Origin of the sequence: Streptomyces sp. A1136 (assembly GCF_004795055.1) — a bacterium.
Taxonomy (GTDB): Bacteria; Actinomycetota; Actinomycetes; order Streptomycetales; family Streptomycetaceae; genus Streptomyces.
The window spans coordinates 1-17,721 of record NZ_SSBJ01000079.1 but is presented as its reverse complement, the minus strand read 5'-3'; the positions used below and the strand labels follow the sequence as shown (position 1 = coordinate 17,721).

At 67.9% G+C, this 17,721-nt stretch carries 22 protein-coding genes and 2 pseudogenes; 10 read left to right on the top strand and 14 right to left on the bottom strand.

Translation table 11 applies throughout. From position 1 onward, the window contains the following. The first annotated feature begins 645 nt into the window (after positions 1-645). Together E6R62_RS36865 and E6R62_RS41980 are read left to right on the top strand one after the other, a co-directional pair. Positions 646-1,011, top strand: coding sequence for a hypothetical protein (locus E6R62_RS36865; protein ID WP_136217814.1), 366 nt, complete (start codon positions 646-648; stop codon positions 1,009-1,011). 483 nt (positions 1,012-1,494) lie between these two features. Further along, positions 1,495-1,623, top strand: coding sequence for a hypothetical protein (locus E6R62_RS41980; protein ID WP_276615684.1), 129 nt, complete (start codon positions 1,495-1,497; stop codon positions 1,621-1,623). A gap of 334 nt (positions 1,624-1,957) precedes the next feature. Here E6R62_RS41980 and E6R62_RS36855 read toward each other — a convergent pair whose 3' ends face one another. After that, entirely contained in the window at positions 1,958-2,350 is a 393-nt protein-coding gene (locus tag E6R62_RS36855; RefSeq protein ID WP_136217812.1) for a helix-turn-helix domain-containing protein, read from the bottom strand. Positions 2,351-2,418: 68 nt separating this feature from the next. On the opposite strand from E6R62_RS36855, the gene E6R62_RS36850 reads away from it, so the two are divergent. Beyond that, positions 2,419-3,090 carry a nitroreductase family protein gene (locus tag E6R62_RS36850; RefSeq protein ID WP_136217811.1) on the top strand — a complete coding sequence of 224 codons (672 nt, stop codon included), beginning with the start codon at positions 2,419-2,421 and terminating at the stop codon, positions 3,088-3,090. 865 nt (positions 3,091-3,955) lie between these two features. Here the strand turns inward: E6R62_RS36850 and E6R62_RS36845 are convergent. The 3 genes from E6R62_RS36845 to E6R62_RS36835 form a co-directional block, all read right to left on the bottom strand. Continuing rightward, positions 3,956-4,804: a PhzF family phenazine biosynthesis protein gene (locus E6R62_RS36845; RefSeq protein WP_136217810.1), complete on the bottom strand. Its 849-nt coding sequence runs from the start codon at positions 4,802-4,804 to the stop codon at positions 3,956-3,958. Further along, a complete protein-coding gene (nadC, locus tag E6R62_RS36840; protein ID WP_136217809.1) occupies positions 4,792-5,679 on the bottom strand; it encodes a carboxylating nicotinate-nucleotide diphosphorylase in 888 nt (295 codons plus the stop codon). Before nadC ends, E6R62_RS36845 begins: the two co-directional genes overlap by 13 nt. Before the next feature lie 283 nt (positions 5,680-5,962). Next, a complete protein-coding gene (locus tag E6R62_RS36835) occupies positions 5,963-6,268 on the bottom strand; it encodes a DUF1330 domain-containing protein (RefSeq protein ID WP_136217808.1) in 306 nt (101 codons plus the stop codon). 188 nt (positions 6,269-6,456) lie between these two features. On the opposite strand from E6R62_RS36835, the gene E6R62_RS36830 reads away from it, so the two are divergent. Beyond that, complete coding sequence (locus E6R62_RS36830) at positions 6,457-7,359, top strand: LysR family transcriptional regulator (RefSeq protein ID WP_136217807.1); 903 nt, start codon at positions 6,457-6,459, stop codon at positions 7,357-7,359. A 122-nt stretch (positions 7,360-7,481) separates the two neighbouring features. Here the strand turns inward: E6R62_RS36830 and E6R62_RS36825 are convergent. Continuing rightward, positions 7,482-7,883: pseudogene (locus tag E6R62_RS36825) on the bottom strand (Tn3 family transposase); the annotation flags it as partial. After that, positions 7,880-8,179 carry a helix-turn-helix transcriptional regulator gene (locus E6R62_RS36820; protein ID WP_168714304.1) on the bottom strand — a complete coding sequence of 100 codons (300 nt, stop codon included), beginning with the start codon at positions 8,177-8,179 and terminating at the stop codon, positions 7,880-7,882. The gene E6R62_RS36820 and the pseudogene E6R62_RS36825, both read right to left, overlap by 4 nt. Before the next feature lie 225 nt (positions 8,180-8,404). On the opposite strand from E6R62_RS36820, the gene E6R62_RS40065 reads away from it, so the two are divergent. After that, the gene (locus E6R62_RS40065) at positions 8,405-8,545 is read left to right on the top strand and encodes a hypothetical protein (RefSeq protein ID WP_168714303.1); all 141 of its coding nucleotides are present in this window, start codon (positions 8,405-8,407) and stop codon (positions 8,543-8,545) included. A 174-nt stretch (positions 8,546-8,719) separates the two neighbouring features. Further along, positions 8,720-9,193, top strand: coding sequence for a hypothetical protein (locus tag E6R62_RS36815; protein ID WP_136217805.1), 474 nt, complete (start codon positions 8,720-8,722; stop codon positions 9,191-9,193). A 970-nt stretch (positions 9,194-10,163) separates the two neighbouring features. Here the strand turns inward: E6R62_RS36815 and E6R62_RS36810 are convergent. Then, positions 10,164-10,436, bottom strand: coding sequence for a hypothetical protein (locus tag E6R62_RS36810; RefSeq protein ID WP_136217804.1), 273 nt, complete (start codon positions 10,434-10,436; stop codon positions 10,164-10,166). A gap of 317 nt (positions 10,437-10,753) precedes the next feature. Between E6R62_RS36810 and E6R62_RS36805 the strand changes: the two genes are divergently transcribed. Next, a complete protein-coding gene (locus E6R62_RS36805; protein WP_136217803.1) occupies positions 10,754-11,101 on the top strand; it encodes a transposase in 348 nt (115 codons plus the stop codon). Here E6R62_RS36805 and E6R62_RS36800 read toward each other — a convergent pair. The 3 genes from E6R62_RS36800 to E6R62_RS36790 form a co-directional block, all read right to left on the bottom strand. Further along, positions 11,064-12,095: a transposase gene (locus tag E6R62_RS36800; RefSeq protein ID WP_240802120.1), complete on the bottom strand. Its 1,032-nt coding sequence runs from the start codon at positions 12,093-12,095 to the stop codon at positions 11,064-11,066. The genes E6R62_RS36805 and E6R62_RS36800 overlap by 38 nt on opposite strands. A gap of 156 nt (positions 12,096-12,251) precedes the next feature. Further along, on the bottom strand, positions 12,252-12,671 hold the full coding sequence (locus E6R62_RS36795) for a hypothetical protein (RefSeq protein ID WP_136217802.1): 420 nt from the start codon (positions 12,669-12,671) through the stop codon (positions 12,252-12,254). Positions 12,672-12,870: 199 nt separating this feature from the next. Next, a complete protein-coding gene (locus tag E6R62_RS36790) occupies positions 12,871-13,287 on the bottom strand; it encodes a CBS domain-containing protein (RefSeq protein WP_240802119.1) in 417 nt (138 codons plus the stop codon). A 444-nt stretch (positions 13,288-13,731) separates the two neighbouring features. Between E6R62_RS36790 and E6R62_RS36785 the strand changes: the two genes are divergently transcribed. From E6R62_RS36785 to E6R62_RS36775, 3 genes and pseudogenes are all read left to right on the top strand, one after another. After that, on the top strand, positions 13,732-13,926 hold the full coding sequence (locus tag E6R62_RS36785) for a hypothetical protein (protein WP_240802118.1): 195 nt from the start codon (positions 13,732-13,734) through the stop codon (positions 13,924-13,926). 58 nt (positions 13,927-13,984) lie between these two features. Beyond that, a complete protein-coding gene (locus E6R62_RS36780; RefSeq protein WP_206308962.1) occupies positions 13,985-14,323 on the top strand; it encodes a PRC-barrel domain-containing protein in 339 nt (112 codons plus the stop codon). 362 nt (positions 14,324-14,685) lie between these two features. Then, positions 14,686-15,090: pseudogene (locus E6R62_RS36775) on the top strand (alpha-1,4-glucan--maltose-1-phosphate maltosyltransferase); the annotation flags it as partial. A 37-nt stretch (positions 15,091-15,127) separates the two neighbouring features. On the opposite strand, the gene E6R62_RS41975 reads toward E6R62_RS36775, so the two are convergent. The 4 genes from E6R62_RS41975 to E6R62_RS36755 form a co-directional block, all read right to left on the bottom strand. Next, on the bottom strand, positions 15,128-15,250 hold the full coding sequence (locus tag E6R62_RS41975) for a hypothetical protein (RefSeq protein ID WP_276615685.1): 123 nt from the start codon (positions 15,248-15,250) through the stop codon (positions 15,128-15,130). 73 nt (positions 15,251-15,323) lie between these two features. Then, on the bottom strand, positions 15,324-15,782 hold the full coding sequence (locus tag E6R62_RS36770) for a hypothetical protein (protein WP_136217800.1): 459 nt from the start codon (positions 15,780-15,782) through the stop codon (positions 15,324-15,326). Between the two features lie 100 nt (positions 15,783-15,882). Then, entirely contained in the window at positions 15,883-16,218 is a 336-nt protein-coding gene (locus E6R62_RS36765; RefSeq protein ID WP_136217799.1) for a hypothetical protein, read from the bottom strand. 664 nt (positions 16,219-16,882) lie between these two features. Continuing rightward, entirely contained in the window at positions 16,883-17,452 is a 570-nt protein-coding gene (locus E6R62_RS36755; RefSeq protein ID WP_136217797.1) for a DUF4352 domain-containing protein, read from the bottom strand. Positions 17,453-17,721: the final 269 nt, after the last annotated feature.

Below are 17,721 nucleotides of genomic sequence, written 5' to 3'. Positions count from 1 at the left end.
AGCGTCCGCGACGTCACACCCGACATCCGGGCCACCTCCGCGATCGACCAGGCCATCACCGACTCCCATCCCGACCGGACCCTCCGGCCACACACGACCGTAGAAGTTGACGCAACGGCAAAGTCAAGCTCGCAAGCCACCTCCACCGGTTCCACTTTCGTCGCGCCCCGCCGCCCCCTTCTTCCCAGGCCCGGCAGACGGTTTTTGGTCCAGGTACCGGTGTCACCGGTGTCCGCAAGTCCTCCTGTCTGCGGTGCGGCCGCGCGAGCTGATCGCCGCTGAGCCGAATCTGACCGGTGCCGAGGTCCTCGACAGGCTCGACCAGTGGGTTCAGGTGGCCTACGACGCGGTGCAGCAACAGGATTGAGGCACGCCGGGTCGTGGCCCTCAGTGGACGGGGTGCGTGGGGCTCAACCGCCGGTCACCCAGGGTTTTTTATTTGCTCGCGTGCGTCGGGAGGCATCTCAAGGCCGCCGCGTACCCGCACGCGCTGGCGGTGTCCGCAGGCGAGCCGGCTCGGAACGCATTGTCGACCGGCTCGGCGGCAGCTGGGACCCGCTACGTCAACAAGTGAACTGAGTAGGCTCCGCCCACCGATCACAAGGAGACGCTGTGACCACCTCCGCCCACACTGACATACCACCCATGCCCGATCACGCCCCCGTCGACGCGATATTCGAGCGCCCTCAGCGCCGGCGCCGCGTCCTGATCCTCGCCGTTGTCGGCGCCGTATGTGCCGGAGCCGGATACGCACTGGGGGTGGCCACCGCACCTGACGGTGCATCGCAACCGCCCGGGATGCACGCCTGCGGCGTGACGGGGGCCATGTGCCCTGATGCCCCTGCGGCGCCCTCACGGCAACAGGAGCAGGGACAGCATTGTGGGTGGAAGCAGCCGCCGCCGGTGTGGGTGCCGGGCGGCGCCGAGCAGCGTGACCGGTACGGCAATATCATCGCGGGCAGCAGCGGCGGCCATTTTCAGCAGCAGCCGCAGCAGTGGACGTGCGGCTGAGCACAGTGACCTTCCACAACACCGAGTAGACCGCCACACCGATCAACAACCCGTGCGAGCTGCTTCGGATTCAGGGCTGTAAGGGACCTGCATGCGCTCGCGCTGGTACTCGATCGACACAAGGCCTTCACCAGCGGTAGCGGTGGAGGCAGGCGGAAAGGGAAGCGGGAGCATCAACAACCCGAAGCCTGACGGTGGCACCACCACGCCGATCGCTGACCACACTGGCAGTGGCAGCGGCACCAGTCCCAGCAACAGCGGCGGCCAGTTGGCCGAGACCGGTGCCGGCGGCGTGGCCCTCGCCATGGAGGCCAGCACTTCTCGCTGGCCCCCACTACCGACTACTGCTCCTGTTTCCAGGCATTCGGCGACGACGCCGTACCGGATTACGCCGTCGAGCGCGTAACTGCGGCGCTGCGCGCCCGCACCCCGCGTCGAGGCGCCCAAGCGGCTCGCTGCAACGCTCCTCGACCATCAGGGGCAGTGCGGCCCCACGACTGGTCCACAGCCGAGGACGGCTACCTGATCAACGACGGTCGCTACTCCCTCCGCAACTCCGCCAACCACTTCACCTGGACGACCGCTCGCCTGGCCCAGGTCGCCTCCGATTGACCCGCTGACGGCACGGCCGTGGCGCGACATACCCGGCTTGGGGCGGCCCGGCGGTACTGCCCCCGGCATGCTGGGCACCGGGCCTGACCCGCGAGAACAAGGGGCCCCGCCCCGAGAGCTCGGGGTACCCGGGGAGGGGTGTGCATCCCAGCCCCTTCAACGAGCCACGGCAGAACCGGTTCCCCACCACCATCCGCTCCGAGTCAAACGGGGGCGGGCAGGGAGCGACTGCTGCCAGCACCTCGTCTTCACCTCACCCGGACTCGACCGTGACGGCCTAGACGAACAAGTCCTATGTCCGGGTGGGAAGTCACCGCGATGAATTCGGAACGAGTCAGTGGGTCTGTGCTTCAGCGATGATGCGGGTTCGGGCCTGTTCGATCTCGTTGATGTGGGTTTCCGTCCATTGCCGGAGCGCGGTGATGGGTTCAGCCAGGCTCCGTCCGAGCGTGGTGAGGTCGTACTCGACACGTGGCGGGATAGTCGGGTGCACCGTACGGGTGACGAAGCCGTCTGCTTCAAGGCTGCGCAGGGTCTGGGTGAGCATCTTCTGTGAGACGCCTTCGATACGTCGGCTCAAGTCGGTGTAGCGCATGGTGCCTTGCAGAAGGGCGTCGACGACCAGGATCGTCCACTTGCCAGCGATGTGGTCGAGGACCTGGCGCGTCGGACATTTCGCGGAGTAGGCGTCGGCGGGCAGCGCGGAGGAATCCACCACAGTCTTCATGATGGGAGAGTAACGCACAAAAAGGTGCCCTCTTCCGATCGGAGAGTGACTCTCCAATAGTAAGTGACATGACGAACCAGACACTCTCCGTCGCGGACGCGATCCGCACCCGCCGCACCGTGCGCCACTACCGGCCTGATCCGATTCCCGAGGTCGCCCTCTCCGCGCTGCTTGAGCTCGCCGTCGAAGCACCTACCAGTTGGAACCTCCAGGACCGGTCGATCGTCGTCGTGACCGGCGACGAGGGACGTGAAGGGCTCTCCTGGGCCACCGGCGGACAGCCGCAACCGCAGGAAGCTCCCGTGGTCCTGGTCTTCGTCGCTGAGCCGCAGTCCTGGCGCGATGACCACAGCGACATCTACGACCAGGCCCGGCGGGCCGGGGCATGGAGCGACGACTTCATCACCATGTTCTCCGCGGCATCGACAGCCTTCCAGGAGGACCTCGACCAGCGCGGCCTGCTCCGCGAATACGCGGTCAAGGACGCGATGATCGCCGCCTCGTTCGTGATGCTCGCCGCCACCGAGATGGGCCTGGCCACCTCGCCGATGAACGGCTGGGACGAGGACAAGGTGAAGAAGGTAATCGGGATCGACGGCCGCGATGACCTGGCCATCGCCTTGCTCGTGTCCGTCGGCTACCCGGCAGAGGAACGGCTCCATCCCGGCCGGCGCACCCTGGAGCACACCGTCTTCTACGAACGGCACACTGCACAACACAGCACCGCTCACCAGGAGTAGGCACTTGCCCAGTCCGCCCCGGGAGCGAGGCACGCAGGGCGTCCAGGATCGTCCAGTGCAAACCGGCCTGGACGCCCTCCTCACCGCGTTGTACGTGAAAATCGACGACGACCTGGCCGGCCGCAGCAGCGGCAGACCGTCGATCAGGTGCAGCCGAGCAGAACCTGGAACAAGGCCATCCCCACCCATCTGCCATCAATCTCCGTCTATCGCATCTGACGCGAGAATTTCGCATCAGATGCGACTCGGGGGCGTCTACGCAGTTCAATCGCTCGATGGAGTGAGGTCTGCGGACACTCCGCGCTGCAACCGCTACCGTGCTTCCGAGGCCAACGTCCCTGATGGGGTCGTCTCCGCGCGGTCTCGGACCCGCTTCCAGGCTGAGTGTCGCGTATTCGCATCCGATGCAATTGGCGTCGGTAGGAACAACGGAACAGCCGTTAGCGCTAAGTAGATGATCTTTAGGTGGCGGGTATCCCTGCGGACTTCTGCGAATCGTGACCTGTGGAAACGTGATCGACTCGGGGGCTCTCGCAGAACTCTCGCAACCGGCCATTTGTGAGAGTCGCGGACCTCGTACATCAGTGTCCGTCCTCGAAGAGCTCGGCCAGGTCCGGCGACATCTGTGGGAAGGGCTCGGGGTTGATGGCCGATCACGTCGTACTGGTGCGACTCGTACTTACTTGTGGTCTCCCTTTTGTTCTTGTTCGGGCCGCCGTCCTTCCGGTGATCCGGTCATCGTCTCGACCGGCCCTGGCTCGGTACGTCGGTCGGGCTGCGGCCGCCACCGATGCCAACGCTTGATCGCAGCGGACAGCCCCAGCCCCATGCGCGGATCGCAGAAGAGGACGGTCCAGTCGTCGCCTCAGTGTCCGTCGCGGACCACCGCTCCCCCGCCGACCCGGGTCGTGATGCCCGCCGGCCCGCGTCGGGCCGAAGCGAGCACGCTGGCCGGTCGACCGAGGGTGTCGCCCTGCTCCACCTCGATCGCGACCGTCTGCGCCCCTGTCGTATCGAGCAGGTGGGCGGCCAGGCAGGTTGTGCTGTTGGCGTTGGCGATGTCCTCGGGGATGCCGATCGACGGGGCAAACATCCGAGCGGCTGCCCGGCCGTGCCGGTCCGGGATCGAGTAGGCGTAGCAGCCCAACAGGCCGTAGCGGTCGCAGGCGGCACGTAGCAGGGCAAAGTCTGGGGAGAGGTCGGCCAACGCAGCGCGCGATCGGACTGGCAGGAGAAGCCTCGGCCGCTCATTCGAGGCCGGGCAGGCGTTGCCGACGACGGCTTCGTCAGCCACGCCGAGGCCGGCTGTGACTGCCCTTAGCTCGGGTGCCTGGGCGACGCGCAGGTTCACCGGGCCCGGTCGAACGACGCTGTCGCGGTTTCGGATGGCCCAGCCTTCGAAGCTGCGGCTCGTCGTACACAGCACGGCGTGGTGGTCGCTGCCACCTTCGCGTATGGCGAGCAGCGCCAGGGCCGCGACGGTGCCGTGGCCGCAGGCAGGCAGTTCACCTTCGGCGGTGAAGAACCGGAGCGAATACGAGGGACGGCCGCGCTCAACTCCGGTGGCACGGATGAAGACGGCGTGCGAAGTGCCAAGTTCCCCGGGCATGCGGCATCGCTCCTCGTCGGTGAACGACGCCTCGTCGAGAACAGCGGTCGGGCTGCCGCCCCGGCCCTGCCGCTGACACGCGTCAATGACCACTACCTCGGGCATGGCACCGGGTCGGTCGTCAGCAGCATCGTCAGGTCCAGCGCGGGCGCGCTGTGCGTCAAAGCGCCGACCGAGATGAGGTCGACTCCCGTCTCGGCGATGGCGCGGACGCTGTCCAGACGGACGGTGCCCGAGGCCTCCAGCAGGATCCGGGAGGCGTCGGCACGCTCGGCCCGGATTTTCACGACCATTTCGATGTCGGCCACCGGCATGTTGTCGAGCATGATCCAGCTGGCCCCGGCATCGAGGGCCTCAACGGCCTGCGCCACGGTCTGCACCTCGACATCGGTCTCCATCTTCTGCCCGGTGCGCGCCATCCCGCGCCGGACCGCGTCGATCGCGGTGGTCACGCCGCCTACCGCGGCGATGTGGTTCTCCTTGAGCAGCACCATCGCCGCGAGGTTGAGCCGGTGGTTGCGGCCGCCGCCGACGGTCACCGCGTACTTGTCCAGGGCGCGCAGGCCCGGCGCCGTCTTGCGGGTGTCCAGGATGCGCGCCTCGGTCCCGGCCACGGCTTGGACGTAGCGGTCGGTGAGCGTCGCGATGCCGCACATGCGCTGCAGGAAGTTCAGCGCCGTACGCTCCCCGGTGATCAGGCTGCGCGCCGAGCCGGACAGGTGCACCAGGACATCGTCGCCGGTCAGCCGGGCGCCGTCGGGGACGAGCGCTTCCACTGTGACCTCGGGGTCGACCTGGGCGAAGACCTCCGCGACCACGGGAAGGCCAGCGGCGATGCCGCATTGCCGGGCGCGGATCTCGGCCACGGCCGCCATGCCTTCGGGAACGCTCCACGCGGTGGTGATGTCCTGGCCCGACTCATCCTCGGCCAGGGCAGAGGCGACGGCGGTTCGCGCCGCCTGTGAGGGGAACTTTGTCATGGTCCGTGGTCTCCAGTCCTGTGGTTATGGGCCGGAAATCTGAGGTGTCCCGCGCGGGGACCGCTGTCAGAACCGGTTGCGCTGGCACCCTCGGCGGCGGCGGCGTGCGGGGCGTCGGCAAGCTCGGCAGCCCACCGCTGCGACCACTCGGTGACCGAACGCAGGGCCTGGCGGCCGTCGTGGCCGAGCGAGGTGAGGGTGTAGCTGCCGTTGCAAAGCACCTCGGCGAGTCGAGCCTCTTGGAGCTCTGTGAGCCGTCAGTGAAGATCCGACTGGACCTCGGTCAGTCGATGCCTTCGACGATGCGGAAGTCGCGCTCGAAGCCGTCGGGGAGAGCCACCAGCGCCTTCTGGTACGCCTCGCTCTCGTATGCCGCGACGGCCTGTTCAAAGCTGTCGAACTCGATCAGAACGACGCGTTGCGTGATTCCGCCCTCGTGGGCGACGATTCGACCGCCACGGGACGGGATCCGGGACAGGACGCGCCCGCCCCCAGCCTGGACAGCCGGACCGGCCAGCTTGTCGTAGGCAGTCAGCCCCTCAGGGTCGGAAATGGCAGGGTAGACACTGACCCAGTAGCCCTTAGCCATGGAAACCTCCTGTGTTGGGCCGGACACTTCCGACTTCGAATTGACACTCAGATCGATCGATCCCGGCGACGGGTACTGCGGTCAGTTGAATCGCCATATGCGCAGGTTAGGGCTCGATGTGCGGTCGAGGGAAAGACCGGAACGGGATAGACTCAGAACGGATCGTTATCAATCGGCAGGGAGGGCACGTGGCGCCGGATACGGTGAGCCTGCGGTACTTCCTGGTGCTGGCGCAGGAGTTGAACTTCACACGTGCGGCCGCACGGATCGGTATCGCACAGCCCGCACTCAGCGCCCGGATGCGCCGATTGGAGGCGGAACTCGGTACTGCCCTGCTGGTCCGCGACACGCGTAGCGTCGTTTTGACCACAGCCGGTGCGGCTTTGGCGGAGTCCGCGCCGCCCGCGCTGGCGGCGCTGGACCGGGCATGGGACACCGCCCGGAGCGCGGCGGCCGGTGAACTGGGCACGCTGCGCATCGGATACAGCCTCAGCGCCGGGGCCGAGACGGCACCGGCGCTGGTGGACAGGCTGATTCGCGGCAACAGCGGACTCGGGGTCGGCGCGGTTCCGATGGCGACACCGGACATCTCCCCCGCGGTCGCCGACGGCCGCATCGATGCCGGGATCACCCGCGGTGAACAGCCGGGCCGTGGCGTATGCCGGTTCCTGCTGCGGCGTGCGCGCGTCGGGGTCCAGTTGGCGCAGCACCATTCGCTGGCCGAACGCCCGGAGATCGAGATCGCCGACGCGGCCGCGTATCCGCTGCGACTCCCGGACCGTGCGACCAACCCCGTGATCCACGATCAGCTGTCCGCGCTGTTCCGAGACATCCGACCGCACCCCCGATTCCAGACGCCCGCAGTCTCTTTCGACATGTCTCAGCGCGACCTGCGCGACGGGGTCACCCTCGCCCCGGCCGGAGAAGCCACGGTCACGGCACAACCGGCCGGTCTCACCTGGCGACCGCTGCGGGGCGCGCCCAGCCTGACGTTCCATCTGGTCCTCCCACGCGAGCAGTCGCCGCTACACCGCCGCATCCGTGCCGTCGCCAAAACCCTGGCGCACGAGCTGCACTGGCTGCCGGACTGACGCGCAAGAGGTCAAGCGAGACGGACGCCTGTGGTGGCGAGGCCGAAGTCCTTGCGGCCGGCGCGGACTTCGACGGGGCCGCCGCCCTGAGCAGGCTGATCCGGCGACTATCAAGAAGCCGGTCACCGTCCGACGAACGCGTCCGCGGGGTCCTCCCCGCCGTCCTCATGGGCGTCGGCCGGGTCGCGCAGGGGGCGCAGAGTGCCACCCGCGGGTGTGGAGGCCCGGAAGCTGTAGCGGCCCAGGCAGTTGAGGTTCGCGTGCTTGAGCGGGGAGAGGCGGGCCACGTCCTCGTCCAGGACGTCGTGCTCACGCTGGTCGGCAGGCAGTGCCCGCAGCACGGTCACGGCGGCGTCCAGGTAGCGGGTAGTCCACAGCACAGCGGCGTTGAGGACCACGCCGAGCGCGCCGAGCTGGTCTTCCTGTCCCTCGCGGTACGCCTGCATGATCTGCCCGCGCTTGCCGTGGGAGATGTCCCGGGCCAGCTTGTGGCGGGACTCCTGGACAGTGAGCTGCCGGTTCATCTGTCCTGGTCCTCCAATTGGTCCATGTAGGACAGAAGATTGGCGATTCCTTCGAGGTAGCCGGCCATGGTCAGGAGCCTGAGCTTGGGGTAGTTCAGCGCGTCCGCAAGCCGGACCATGTCGTCCATGCTGGGCTTCCGATGCCCTGCCAGGTACTCCTGGAGTTTCGCGACGCTGAAACCCACTCGAGCGGCCAACTCCTTGCGTGTGATCGGCTCGGCCGCCCTGCGCAGCGCCCGACACCACGCCTCGTCGATGAAGCGCGCTCGCTGCTGAACTTTCTGACGCTCGCCCATACAACGACCGTACGGGGGCGACACCGACAGCCACGCCATCGCTGTTCCAGAATTACAACGCGCCACACCAGCGCAGTGGTACGGAGGTCCCTTCGAAGCTATCTCACCGACACGCCGTGTGGCACTACTGGAACGCCCGGATGGCAGACGAGTGGAAGCGGAATCCTCTCACCAGGCGCCGGACCGCCAAGAGGACGGTCCCGCTCATCACCTAGGGGGATTTCGATGAAGTTCTCTCGTCGACACGGCAGCTCAGCTGCAAACCGGACCAGCGTCGCGATGGCGCTGCTCGCGAGGTTGGCGATCACCAGCCTCAGCCGGATCATCTCGGCAGTGGCACTGATCTGGCTCGACCACGAGCTCTGACCAGCCGGTTTCTCAGCGGTGGACGCGTAAGCCTTGACCTCTGGCCTTCCTGAGGTCAGCTGCCCTGCTGTGACCGCGATCCTTCCGGGTTGCCCGTTGTACTGGTTGGAAGTGACGACACTTCCAACCAGCCTGGGGAGGCGGGACGGCGCGAGTAATTGTCAATTCCTGTGGATGTCGTTGCGTGACATCCACCAGGTCGAGGCGGAACTCAGCGAACAGCGTGAACAGGTGCGCCTGCTCCAGCACGAAGCCGCGGTGCTACGCGCACAGAACCGCCGGCTCATCGAGGAGCAGGCCGCAGGCATTCCCGGGGTGTCAACGCAGGCCGGGAGCCCGGGAACGGCGCATCAGCAGGCGAGCAGGTCCTCGGACGGCGGTCACAGCACAGCAGACGTTCCCGGCCGGGACGAGGATCCCGGCACGGCACCGGCAGACGGCCGGAGCGCGGCCCCGCAGCCCGCACCCGCCGGCCCCGACTGGATGTGGCGGTCCACAGCGGGCGGTGTCGCCGCCGGTCTGACACTCGTCATCCTCGCGTTGTTCAACCACACCCCCGGCCCGATCGCGACATCGCAGCCGACCACCGCCGGCTGGTGGTTCCTCGGCACCTGGCACGACATAGCCTACTACCAGCCACTGGCCTGAAAGAGCGCTTCGTTTCCGATCTCGGTTACAGCTGCGGCGGCTCGCCCTCGGGCGGGAATGGGCTCGGCGAGACCCATCGAGCCCCTGCCCGTGCCGCAGCCCCGCAACGCCCACCATGACGACCGGCGCCTCAACCCGCGACCGCGGCCCTCCCCGAACCGGGTCACATCCCCGGCAACGGCCTCCAGGCGCAGCCGCTTGAACCTCAGCCGGTGGCAGACCACGCCGCCCCGGTCCACAGCGCGGTCGGCGCTGATCTCCGCCACCAGCTCTGGACGGACCAGGCCGAAGTCCAGGACGTCGCGGCTTCCAGGTCGCTGCGAACGTGACGCCCTCCCATGGGTGTCCGGGGTCGGCGGCGGCCAAATGCTCGGCGACCAGGCGGGCCGTCACCTTGACCAGCTCTCAGCTGCCGGCGCTTGAGGTGGGGCAACCCTTCTATCGCCGGTGCCGGGGGCCGTCGCGGTCCTCCGCCTGCCTTCGTCCGGCACCAACGCATAGGCGGGGCCGATACCTGGTGTGGTGGCGGCCCCGCCCTGCCGTAGCGACTTGCTCAGAGCAGGCGGCGGGCTGTGAGTTGGTTGTTCCCGCCGAAAAGTCATGGAGACCCTTCGATGCTCACGCCCCTTCGCAGCGTGAGACACGCGCGCTTGCGGTGTCGGCGCGAGGTGTTCACCAGCCGCAGCGCACAGCCCGGTACCGATCGGCCTCCCCCACGTCGTCCAAAGGCAGGCCGGCTCCCGTACCGGGCTGTGCGCTGCAGTTTCCGCGATGAACGACGGCTCCGCCCGCCTGGACCCACGGGGGGTCAGCTGTCGACGGCTCGGCACTCGTAGTGCCGGAAGACCGCGGCGGCCGTCCCGGATCAGGGCGCGGTGCTTGCCGCCGCTCCCCCAGCGAATCTGCGCGACCGCTTCCTCCGGCCACGCCCGCGTCTGTCCGGGGTCGGCGTGCCTGACTGACGTAGGTGCTACATGGCCGCTCGTTCTTCGGGGATGTCGCTGACGCTGGCGAGGAGGGTGCCTTCCGACTGCTCGTAGTGAGCGAGGGCGAGGCCAAGCCCGAAGAAGGTGGGGGCCCATTCGCCAATGAAGATTCCCCACCGGTCGGCGCGAGCGATGCCGGCCCCCGGTTCGACGCTGAGGGACGTCACCCATGTGGCGATGGAAAGACCGATCGAGGCGAACGCTGCCATGTACGCGTGCTCGCTTCGCATGCCCATCTCGTGCAGCTTCTTGATCATGGCCATCCCTGGTTCGTGAGGGGTCGGGATCTCCAGGTTCACCCGGCTCGTGTGTGTGCGCATCCTGGCGGCGTGGCGGCCGCGATGCGAGGAGGCACGGACGGTCCTGGAGCCGCCGGCCCCACTCGATGACACAGTCGGGCCGGTAGACGTCGTCCGGGCAGAACTCCGGCACCAGTCGGGTCTCGTCGCCCGGGAGCCCGGGACGTCAGGTCTAGGGCCGGTCAGGGCGTATGTGGTGCGCGCCACGCTACGAGAGCTGTCGCTAGGGCGGACGCCGAGGCGTACCCGGCAGGACGGAACGCCGTTAAATCGGCATGAACCAATCCGACGACCTCACGGACCGGGAATGGGACGCGGTCCGCGCCCTTCTGCCCCGCTGCGGGCCGAGCGGGTCCGACTACCGGACCATCGTCAACGGCATTCTGTGGCAACAGAGAGGCGGCCGACGCTGGCACGACCTGCCCACCCACTACGGACCCTGGCACCGCTGCGCGGAGCGCCTGCGCCTGTGGAACACCGACGGCACCTGGCAGAGAGTCCTAGCCCTCCTTGTCACCCACCGTCCGCTCGGTGACAGTCGCCCTCTCCCCCGCGACAGCGGACACCCCGAGAACGCGGGGGACCCTAGCGCCGACGACTGGAACACCCCCTGGCTTGCCTAACGGCCCTGTGCACGAATGAGGTCGGGGCGTGTTGGCCTGGCGGGTTGTCTGCTTGGTGCTCATCTCTCGGCGGCGCGGTCGGAGCCAGGGTGGCGACTGCCGCGTAGGTCTCGTCGAAGTACTCGCGGCGCCCGAGGTAGCACTGGAGGGTTCGCCACTGCTTGTGTTCAGCGTTGGCGTGCTCGACGCAGATGCGCCCCGAGGACTGCTGATGGCGGGCCCCGCGTCCCAGTCGGCGATGTCTTCGGGCGGGGCGCCCTTCTTCGGTTTGAGCGGCGTGCTTGTACCTGGTCGAGGAACTGCTTGGCAAGTCCCCGGTAGCCCGCGTCGACCTTTCTCTGACCTGGGGGTACTGTTCGAACAGGTCCCAGATTCCCTCGGTCTTCACGGCTGTCTGGTCGTGCATACGGCCGGGCCGGAAAGCCCCGCCCCAAAGGGTGCGGCCCTGTCCGTCAGTGACGACGGTGGCCTTCTTGGTGTTCTGCCGCATCTTGCCCGAGACGAAGGCGCGACGGCCTGGCTTGTTCGCCCAGGGTCGTCGAACCCGGACCTCCGTACCGTCCAACCGCAGCTCGACATCCTCAGCCGCCTCATAGGCGAAGACGTCCGCGAGAGCGCGAAGCCGCAGGTCACCCTGCCCGGGAACAGCAAAGCCACGAGCGGCCAGAAGGGGACGGACCTCGTGGACAGCCCGGGTGATCGTGGAGCGGTCCACTCCGTAGAGCAGGGCCAGAGCCCCGTGCGGGAGCTGGAACCGCAGGACGACCAGCGTGGCGATGACCCGGTCGGTGAACACCAGCTGGTGATTCGGTCCCGCACCGGCCGCACGCAACCGGCTGCGGCCTCGACGCTCGTGCAGTCGGCCCTCCTCTGCGGGCATCCACGCCTCGGCCAACTCGGTGATCAGCGAATTGAGTCGACGGCGCTGGAGGCCGGTGAAGAGATGATGGGACAAGGCCGGGCCCGACAGCTTGGTGCGACCGAAGTTCGCCACGACTCCAACGGAGACGTGGTCATGCGCGATCCCACCGGCGCTCTGTTCGGCCTTACCCAGCACGCCCGACAGTGCCACTCCGCCCGAACGCGTTGCCCCAGGCAATCGCGCACCAACTTGTAAGCCCGCACACTGCCGGAAGGCCCGCCGCCTCTCTCAGACGCTGCGGGGTTTGCGGCCGGCTGTCTTCTTCGCCGGAGTCTCCTTGGCGGCCGTCTTCTTCGCAGCTGTCTTCTTGGTGGTCTTCTTGGCGGCGGGCAGGTCGTGGACGGCAGCGTCCGGGCCGCCGCTGCGGGAGGCTTTGGCCTCGCTGACCGACTTCTCCAACATGGCCATCAGGTCCACGACCTCCACCGAGGCCGGGGCGGGGGTCTCGACCGGCTCGGGCCGGGAGCCAGCGGCCTTCGCCTCGATCAGTTTCTCCAGCGCCTGACGGTACTCGTCGTGCATCTCACCGAGGTCCCTACCGGAGAGGGTGCCCGCGAGGGCGATGGCCGCCTCGATCTCCTCGTCGGAGACCTCCACATCCGGGACGTCGATGAGGGAGGCAACAGGGCGCGGGGCAGGGGTACTCATGAGCAGGACCTCTCCTCAGGGCGGCACTGTAGTGAACCGTTTCGCCACCCCGGCATTCCCGACCCCGAGACCAAGGTCACGCAGGCGCGTCGCGGCCAGGCAGACGCGCACCAGCCCGCTTGAAGTCCCCGGCTGGGTCCTGCGGTACCCCCGGGGTTATGTGGCGCGCAGTTCACGCGATCCCGGGGGTCCCGCCAGTTCAGTCGGTGGAGAGGGCTTGGAGGAGGACGCCGACCTTGGGGTCGGGCAGGGCGCGGGCGACGTCGGCCTGGGCAACGATGCCGACCAGGGTGTGGCCGTCGATGACGGGCAGCCTGCGGACCTTGTACCTGCTCATGGTGGCCAGGATTTCCTCGGCGTCATCGTCGGCGCTGATGGTGATGGCTTCGCCCTGAGCGAGTTCGCCCGCCTTGACCTGAGCGGGGTCCCTACCGACGCCGAGGACCTTCACCACGATGTCGCGGTCGGTGAGCATGCCCTTGAGTTTCTCGTCGGTGCCGCAGATCGGCAGGGCCCCGACCCCGAGCTCGGTCATCTTCTTGGCGGCTTCAAGCACCGTTTCGTTCGCGCCGATGCACGTGGCATCTGCCGTCATGATCTCTCGCGCGGTCGTCACGTGATGTCCCTCTATCTAGCAGTGGCTGGCAGGCTGTCGGCGGCCCGCTGGTGGAGCGGAGGAACCCGCCGCCTCGGGCGCCTTCCTCTCTTGTACGCCTGGCCCGGCGCCCTTGGCTGTAAGCCACGGCCCGGGGTGCGGCCGCGTCATCCGGATATGCGCATCCATTGGGAGCATGGGCAGGGGTCCCGCCTGGGACGGTCTCTGCCGGGGAGCCGCAGCCTTCGAGGCGGGCGCGCGGCGCCGGCGGGGCGTGCGGCCGTCCGGGTGGCAGCGGGTAGCGGGTGGCCAAGTCCCGTGCTGCCGACACCGGCGCAGCGGGCATGGATGGCGAAGCCACTGCCCTGACGTGAGGAGATCGTCGTGCTGGAGCGCACCCGGTGAAAGAACCGGACCGAGATCACGTTTGTCCTGCCCGCCGGCCATCCGGCCGGTGAGGTCAGCGTGGTCGGCGAGTTCAACGACGGGCGGCCCGGCGCCCGCCCGATGGCTGAGCGCCCCGACGGGACCCGCGCGGTCACGGTCACCCTGCCGGTGGACCAGCGCCACGGGTTCCGCTACCTCGCCGACGGCGGCCACTGGCTCGATGAGGACGGCGCGGACGGTCACGACGGCCGCAACAGCCTCCTGCACACCTGACCCGCCGCACGAGCGCGGCCACCCCACTCGAGAAGGAGACCCCGTCAACGTGACTGACATGTGGAGCTACAACCCGGAGTCGCACTACACGCCCGGCACCAGCCTGGTCGGCTTCAAGGTCGAGGCCAGCGACGGGCACATCGGCAAGGCGGATGAGGCCACGCAGGAGGTCGGCGTCTCCTACATCGTCGTCGACACCGGCCCGTGGATCTTCGGCAAGCACGTCATGATCCCCGCCGGGACGATCGTGCGCGTGGACATGAAGGAAGAGAAGGTCAACGTCAACCTCACGAAGGACCAGATCAAGGACTCCCCCGAGTACAACAAGGACCAGCACCGCGGCGACGCCGCCTACCGCGACCAGCTCGGCCAGTACTACGGCCGCGGCCACATCTGAGCCACCGCGTGACTGCGGCTCCCCACTACGCACGGGAGCCGCAGCCCTGTAAGTTGCGTGCGTCCCCATGCCCGCGGCCCCGACCCTGCCGCGCCCCTCGACCCCGACTGCCGCGCCGGCGGCGTGCGCGGCCCACAGCGCCGACCACGCGGTCTGGTGCTCTTCGGGAACGATCGTGGTGGGCAGGCTTGAGACGGCCGGGGCCCGGGGACCTCTCCACCGCCGTCGTCCTCGCGCACCGCCTGGAGGTGCAGCTCGAAGCGGAGTACGGGCCGAGCCACCCGGACACCATCACCGTGCTGAGCGCCCGAGCATGGCTGACCCTGATCCAGCGCATCGACCGCCGGGTATCTAAGTTCCCGTTCTTCGCCAACACCCCCGACATCCTGCACGCTACCTCCAGCAGGGCGGGGACCTGCGTTCGGGGTGCGGGCCGTGCTGGCCGCGACCGTCTGGGGCATCTACAGCGGTTACGAGCTGTGCGAGAAAGGCAGTGAGGAGTACCTGGACTCGGAGAAGTTCCAGCTCCGGCCCCGCGGCCGGGAAGCCGCGCATACGGGCCGTACCATCGCGCCGCCGATCACCAGGCTGAACAGCGCCTGACGGCAAAGCCCGGCCCCGCGGCAGCTGCGCGACCTGTACTTCCACCACGCCGACAAGGACGCGGTGACCGCCTACTCGAAGCGGAGCGGGATCGAACACGGTTCTGATCGTCGCCAACATCGACCCCCACCCCGGAGGCCACGCTCTCGTTGGACATGCCTCAACGAATGGATACGCAGTCCAGGGCTACGCCATCCCCGTTCAGCCGGCGAAGAGGGCTTCAAGCCGCAGGCGGCGCCGGCGATACGGGTGGCCCAGCAATTGCGCCTCGACCATCATCTGAATCATCGCCGCGCCGCCGTAGGTTTCGGGTTCGCTATCCATGCTCGTCGTGTCGACTCAGAGGCCGTGCCGGTGCCGGCTCGACCTAACAACCCCTGGCCCAAGGCTTTTCCCCTCACGGCAGGTCGTCACGTCCCAGCCATGCCGGTTTCACCGGCACGCCGTCCACGTCGCGCTCCACCGGCAGCACGGGCGACAACGACGGCGGAGGGAGGGGTTCATGTGTCCTCAGCGACGTCATGGCCGGCGGTTCCTCAGCCGCGGCCGGCTCATCACCGACCCCTCCCGCTGGTACAGGACCGTCGGTGTCGTCCAAAAGTTCGGCAACGGAGAAGCGGGTGGCGTGGGACTGCCACACGCCGTCGACAATCAGCAGTAATCCATCACCGTCGCGGAAGAGGCGGCGACGCTTCGGGCTCCTGGGGTGCTCCGGCGTATAGGCGCGTGCCCGTCTCTCCAACTCCGCCAGAGCCAGCTCACGCCCGCCCTCCACGTGCGCCATCACGTACGCCTCGGTGTGTTTGCGCTCCCCCGAGCCGACCGTCGTCTCCATGATCAGTCCCCACGTCGTCATGGCCGCCTCCCTTCGCTGTCCCATCGAACAGTGCAGCGGCGCACCGCCGACCTACTTCGCGCACCACGCTTCGGAGCTTGTCCGGCTTCTTTCACCGGGTTTACGGTGTGGGGCAACCGAATTTGGCCCTTGCCTCCTTGGTGAAGGCGTTGAAGAGGTCGCTCGGGGCGGGTGCGCCGGTGGCGAGGGATTCGGTGTACCGGAGGCCGGGCTCCATGGCGAAGTAGGTGGCCTTGCCTGCGCAGTCGGACAAAGTGTGGGTGGCATCGAATCCGTGTCCGTTGAATCCTTGGGACTTGCGGATACCCTCGATGACGGCCGGGTCCTGGGACACCGAGAAAGTTGCGTAGGCCGCCTTCTCACCCTCGTCGGTCGCCATGCCGCATGACCAGCCGGCATCGGAGACCTGCACGGTCTCCAGGCGGACTCCTGGCACGGTGAAACCAGGCAGGCCACATACGCCGGCGGCCACGGCCGAGCGCCGGGGCTTCGGCGGAGCGATGTGAAGCGGGGCCACGAGCGGGGTGGCCGAGGAGCAGCCGGCGCGGTCGCTGACGCGGTTGGCTGTCCCGGTGAGCAACCTCACCAGTTTCACCAGTTTCTCGGCGTCCGCGCTGTCGGGTGCGTATGCGACCGCGGCGGGTGGCTGCCAGGACGACCCGGTCTTCGGCCTTCAGGACGTAGCCGGGGTGAAGGTGCCCACCCGCTACGGACCCTGGCACCGCTGCGCCGAACGCCTACGCCTGTGGAACACCGACTACACCTGGCACAAGCCCCCGGCGCGGTGGCAGCGCGGCGAAGTCCTCCGGCAGCGTCGCCGGACTTCCTACGGTCCGCGGCCACGGACAGCCACACGATGCACTTCCATCCGCTCCAGCGCGGCATGTCCGACCGGATCCGCAACCGGCGGGCGAACGAGCGGATGGAGCACAGCTCAATCCTGCTCTGACCGGCTGGTTTGTCGGGACTTGCTGGCCGGTCGCGGCCCGTGTTGGATTGCGTGTGATCGAGTTGTGACGCACGAAGGCCCCCGCGCCCATCGTGCGAAGTGGTATGCGGCCCAGGTGTCCGGGCGAATGAGCGCGGGGAGGTCCGACGTATCAGCTCACGGTCCACTGCCCCGTCTGCGTGGCGAAGCCGCTGTTCATGGCGAATTGGATCGTGACGACCTTCGAGTCTTTCGGGACTTCAAAGGTGACCCAGCCGAGGGCTTTGTCGCCAGCCGGGAGTTTCACGGTTCCGGGCATCTGCGGGCCAGCAGTCGTTTCAGTAAAGGAGCTTTGGAACCGCTGCCCGTCCGCGTCGGCGACCTGCATGCCGTTGCCGGGCGTGTCGTCGTAGACCGCAGTGCCCGTGTTGGTGACTTCGACCTGGGCGGCAACCCACCGCTTGCCCTCGTCGGGCTTCATGAAGTCGTCCGCCGGGGTGGCCGGATCGGCCCACTTCTTGATGGTTACGGCTAGCTGCTCGCCCTTGGTGTTGCCTTTCAAAGTGAGAGTGCTGCCGATGGCGGCTTTCTGCTGTGCGGGCGCGCTGGTGGCCGGTGTGCTACTGGCCGCAGGCGCGGGCGCTGCTGCGTCGGGCTTGGTCTTGATTTCGCTCGGCGTGCAGCCGGTGAGGGCGAGGAGCCCAGTGGCGGCAAGGGCGGCGACGGTGTGGTGTGTGCGCATCCGGTCATGCTCGCGGGAGTGAGGGGTGCCTGTGGTGGGAGTGACCGGGTTGTGACATGCGAATGCCCCGCGCTGTGGTGGGGCGTGGTTTCCGGGCACGCCGGATCTGCGGCCCATGACGGGGCAGAGCGGCGCGGTTTGCAACTAGGGTCCGTCTTCAAAAAATCGTTCGATGGTGGATCATGTTTTCGTGATCCGTCGCCATGAACTGACCGATGCCGAGTGGGAGTTGCTGGCTCCGCTGATACCGAGTGCTGTCAGGGGCCGGC

Coding starts and splice junctions, on each gene's coding strand:
- E6R62_RS36865 (WP_136217814.1), top strand. CDS start 646: ATGCCCGATCACGCCCCCGTCGACGCGATATTCGAGCGCCCTCAGCGC.
- E6R62_RS36855 (WP_136217812.1), bottom strand. CDS start 2,350: ATGAAGACTGTGGTGGATTCCTCCGCGCTGCCCGCCGACGCCTACTCC.
- E6R62_RS36850 (WP_136217811.1), top strand. CDS start 2,419: ATGACGAACCAGACACTCTCCGTCGCGGACGCGATCCGCACCCGCCGC.
- E6R62_RS36845 (WP_136217810.1), bottom strand. CDS start 4,804: ATGCCCGAGGTAGTGGTCATTGACGCGTGTCAGCGGCAGGGCCGGGGC.
- nadC (WP_136217809.1), bottom strand. CDS start 5,679: ATGACAAAGTTCCCCTCACAGGCGGCGCGAACCGCCGTCGCCTCTGCC.
- E6R62_RS36835 (WP_136217808.1), bottom strand. CDS start 6,268: ATGGCTAAGGGCTACTGGGTCAGTGTCTACCCTGCCATTTCCGACCCT.
- E6R62_RS36820 (WP_168714304.1), bottom strand. CDS start 8,179: ATGGGCGAGCGTCAGAAAGTTCAGCAGCGAGCGCGCTTCATCGACGAG.
- E6R62_RS40065 (WP_168714303.1), top strand. CDS start 8,405: ATGAAGTTCTCTCGTCGACACGGCAGCTCAGCTGCAAACCGGACCAGC.
- E6R62_RS36815 (WP_136217805.1), top strand. CDS start 8,720: ATGTCGTTGCGTGACATCCACCAGGTCGAGGCGGAACTCAGCGAACAG.
- E6R62_RS36810 (WP_136217804.1), bottom strand. CDS start 10,436: ATGATCAAGAAGCTGCACGAGATGGGCATGCGAAGCGAGCACGCGTAC.
- E6R62_RS36805 (WP_136217803.1), top strand. CDS start 10,754: ATGAACCAATCCGACGACCTCACGGACCGGGAATGGGACGCGGTCCGC.
- E6R62_RS36795 (WP_136217802.1), bottom strand. CDS start 12,671: ATGAGTACCCCTGCCCCGCGCCCTGTTGCCTCCCTCATCGACGTCCCG.
- E6R62_RS36780 (WP_206308962.1), top strand. CDS start 13,985: ATGTGGAGCTACAACCCGGAGTCGCACTACACGCCCGGCACCAGCCTG.
- E6R62_RS41975 (WP_276615685.1), bottom strand. CDS start 15,250: ATGGATAGCGAACCCGAAACCTACGGCGGCGCGGCGATGATTCAGATG.
- E6R62_RS36770 (WP_136217800.1), bottom strand. CDS start 15,782: ATGACGACGTGGGGACTGATCATGGAGACGACGGTCGGCTCGGGGGAG.
- E6R62_RS36755 (WP_136217797.1), bottom strand. CDS start 17,452: ATGCGCACACACCACACCGTCGCCGCCCTTGCCGCCACTGGGCTCCTC.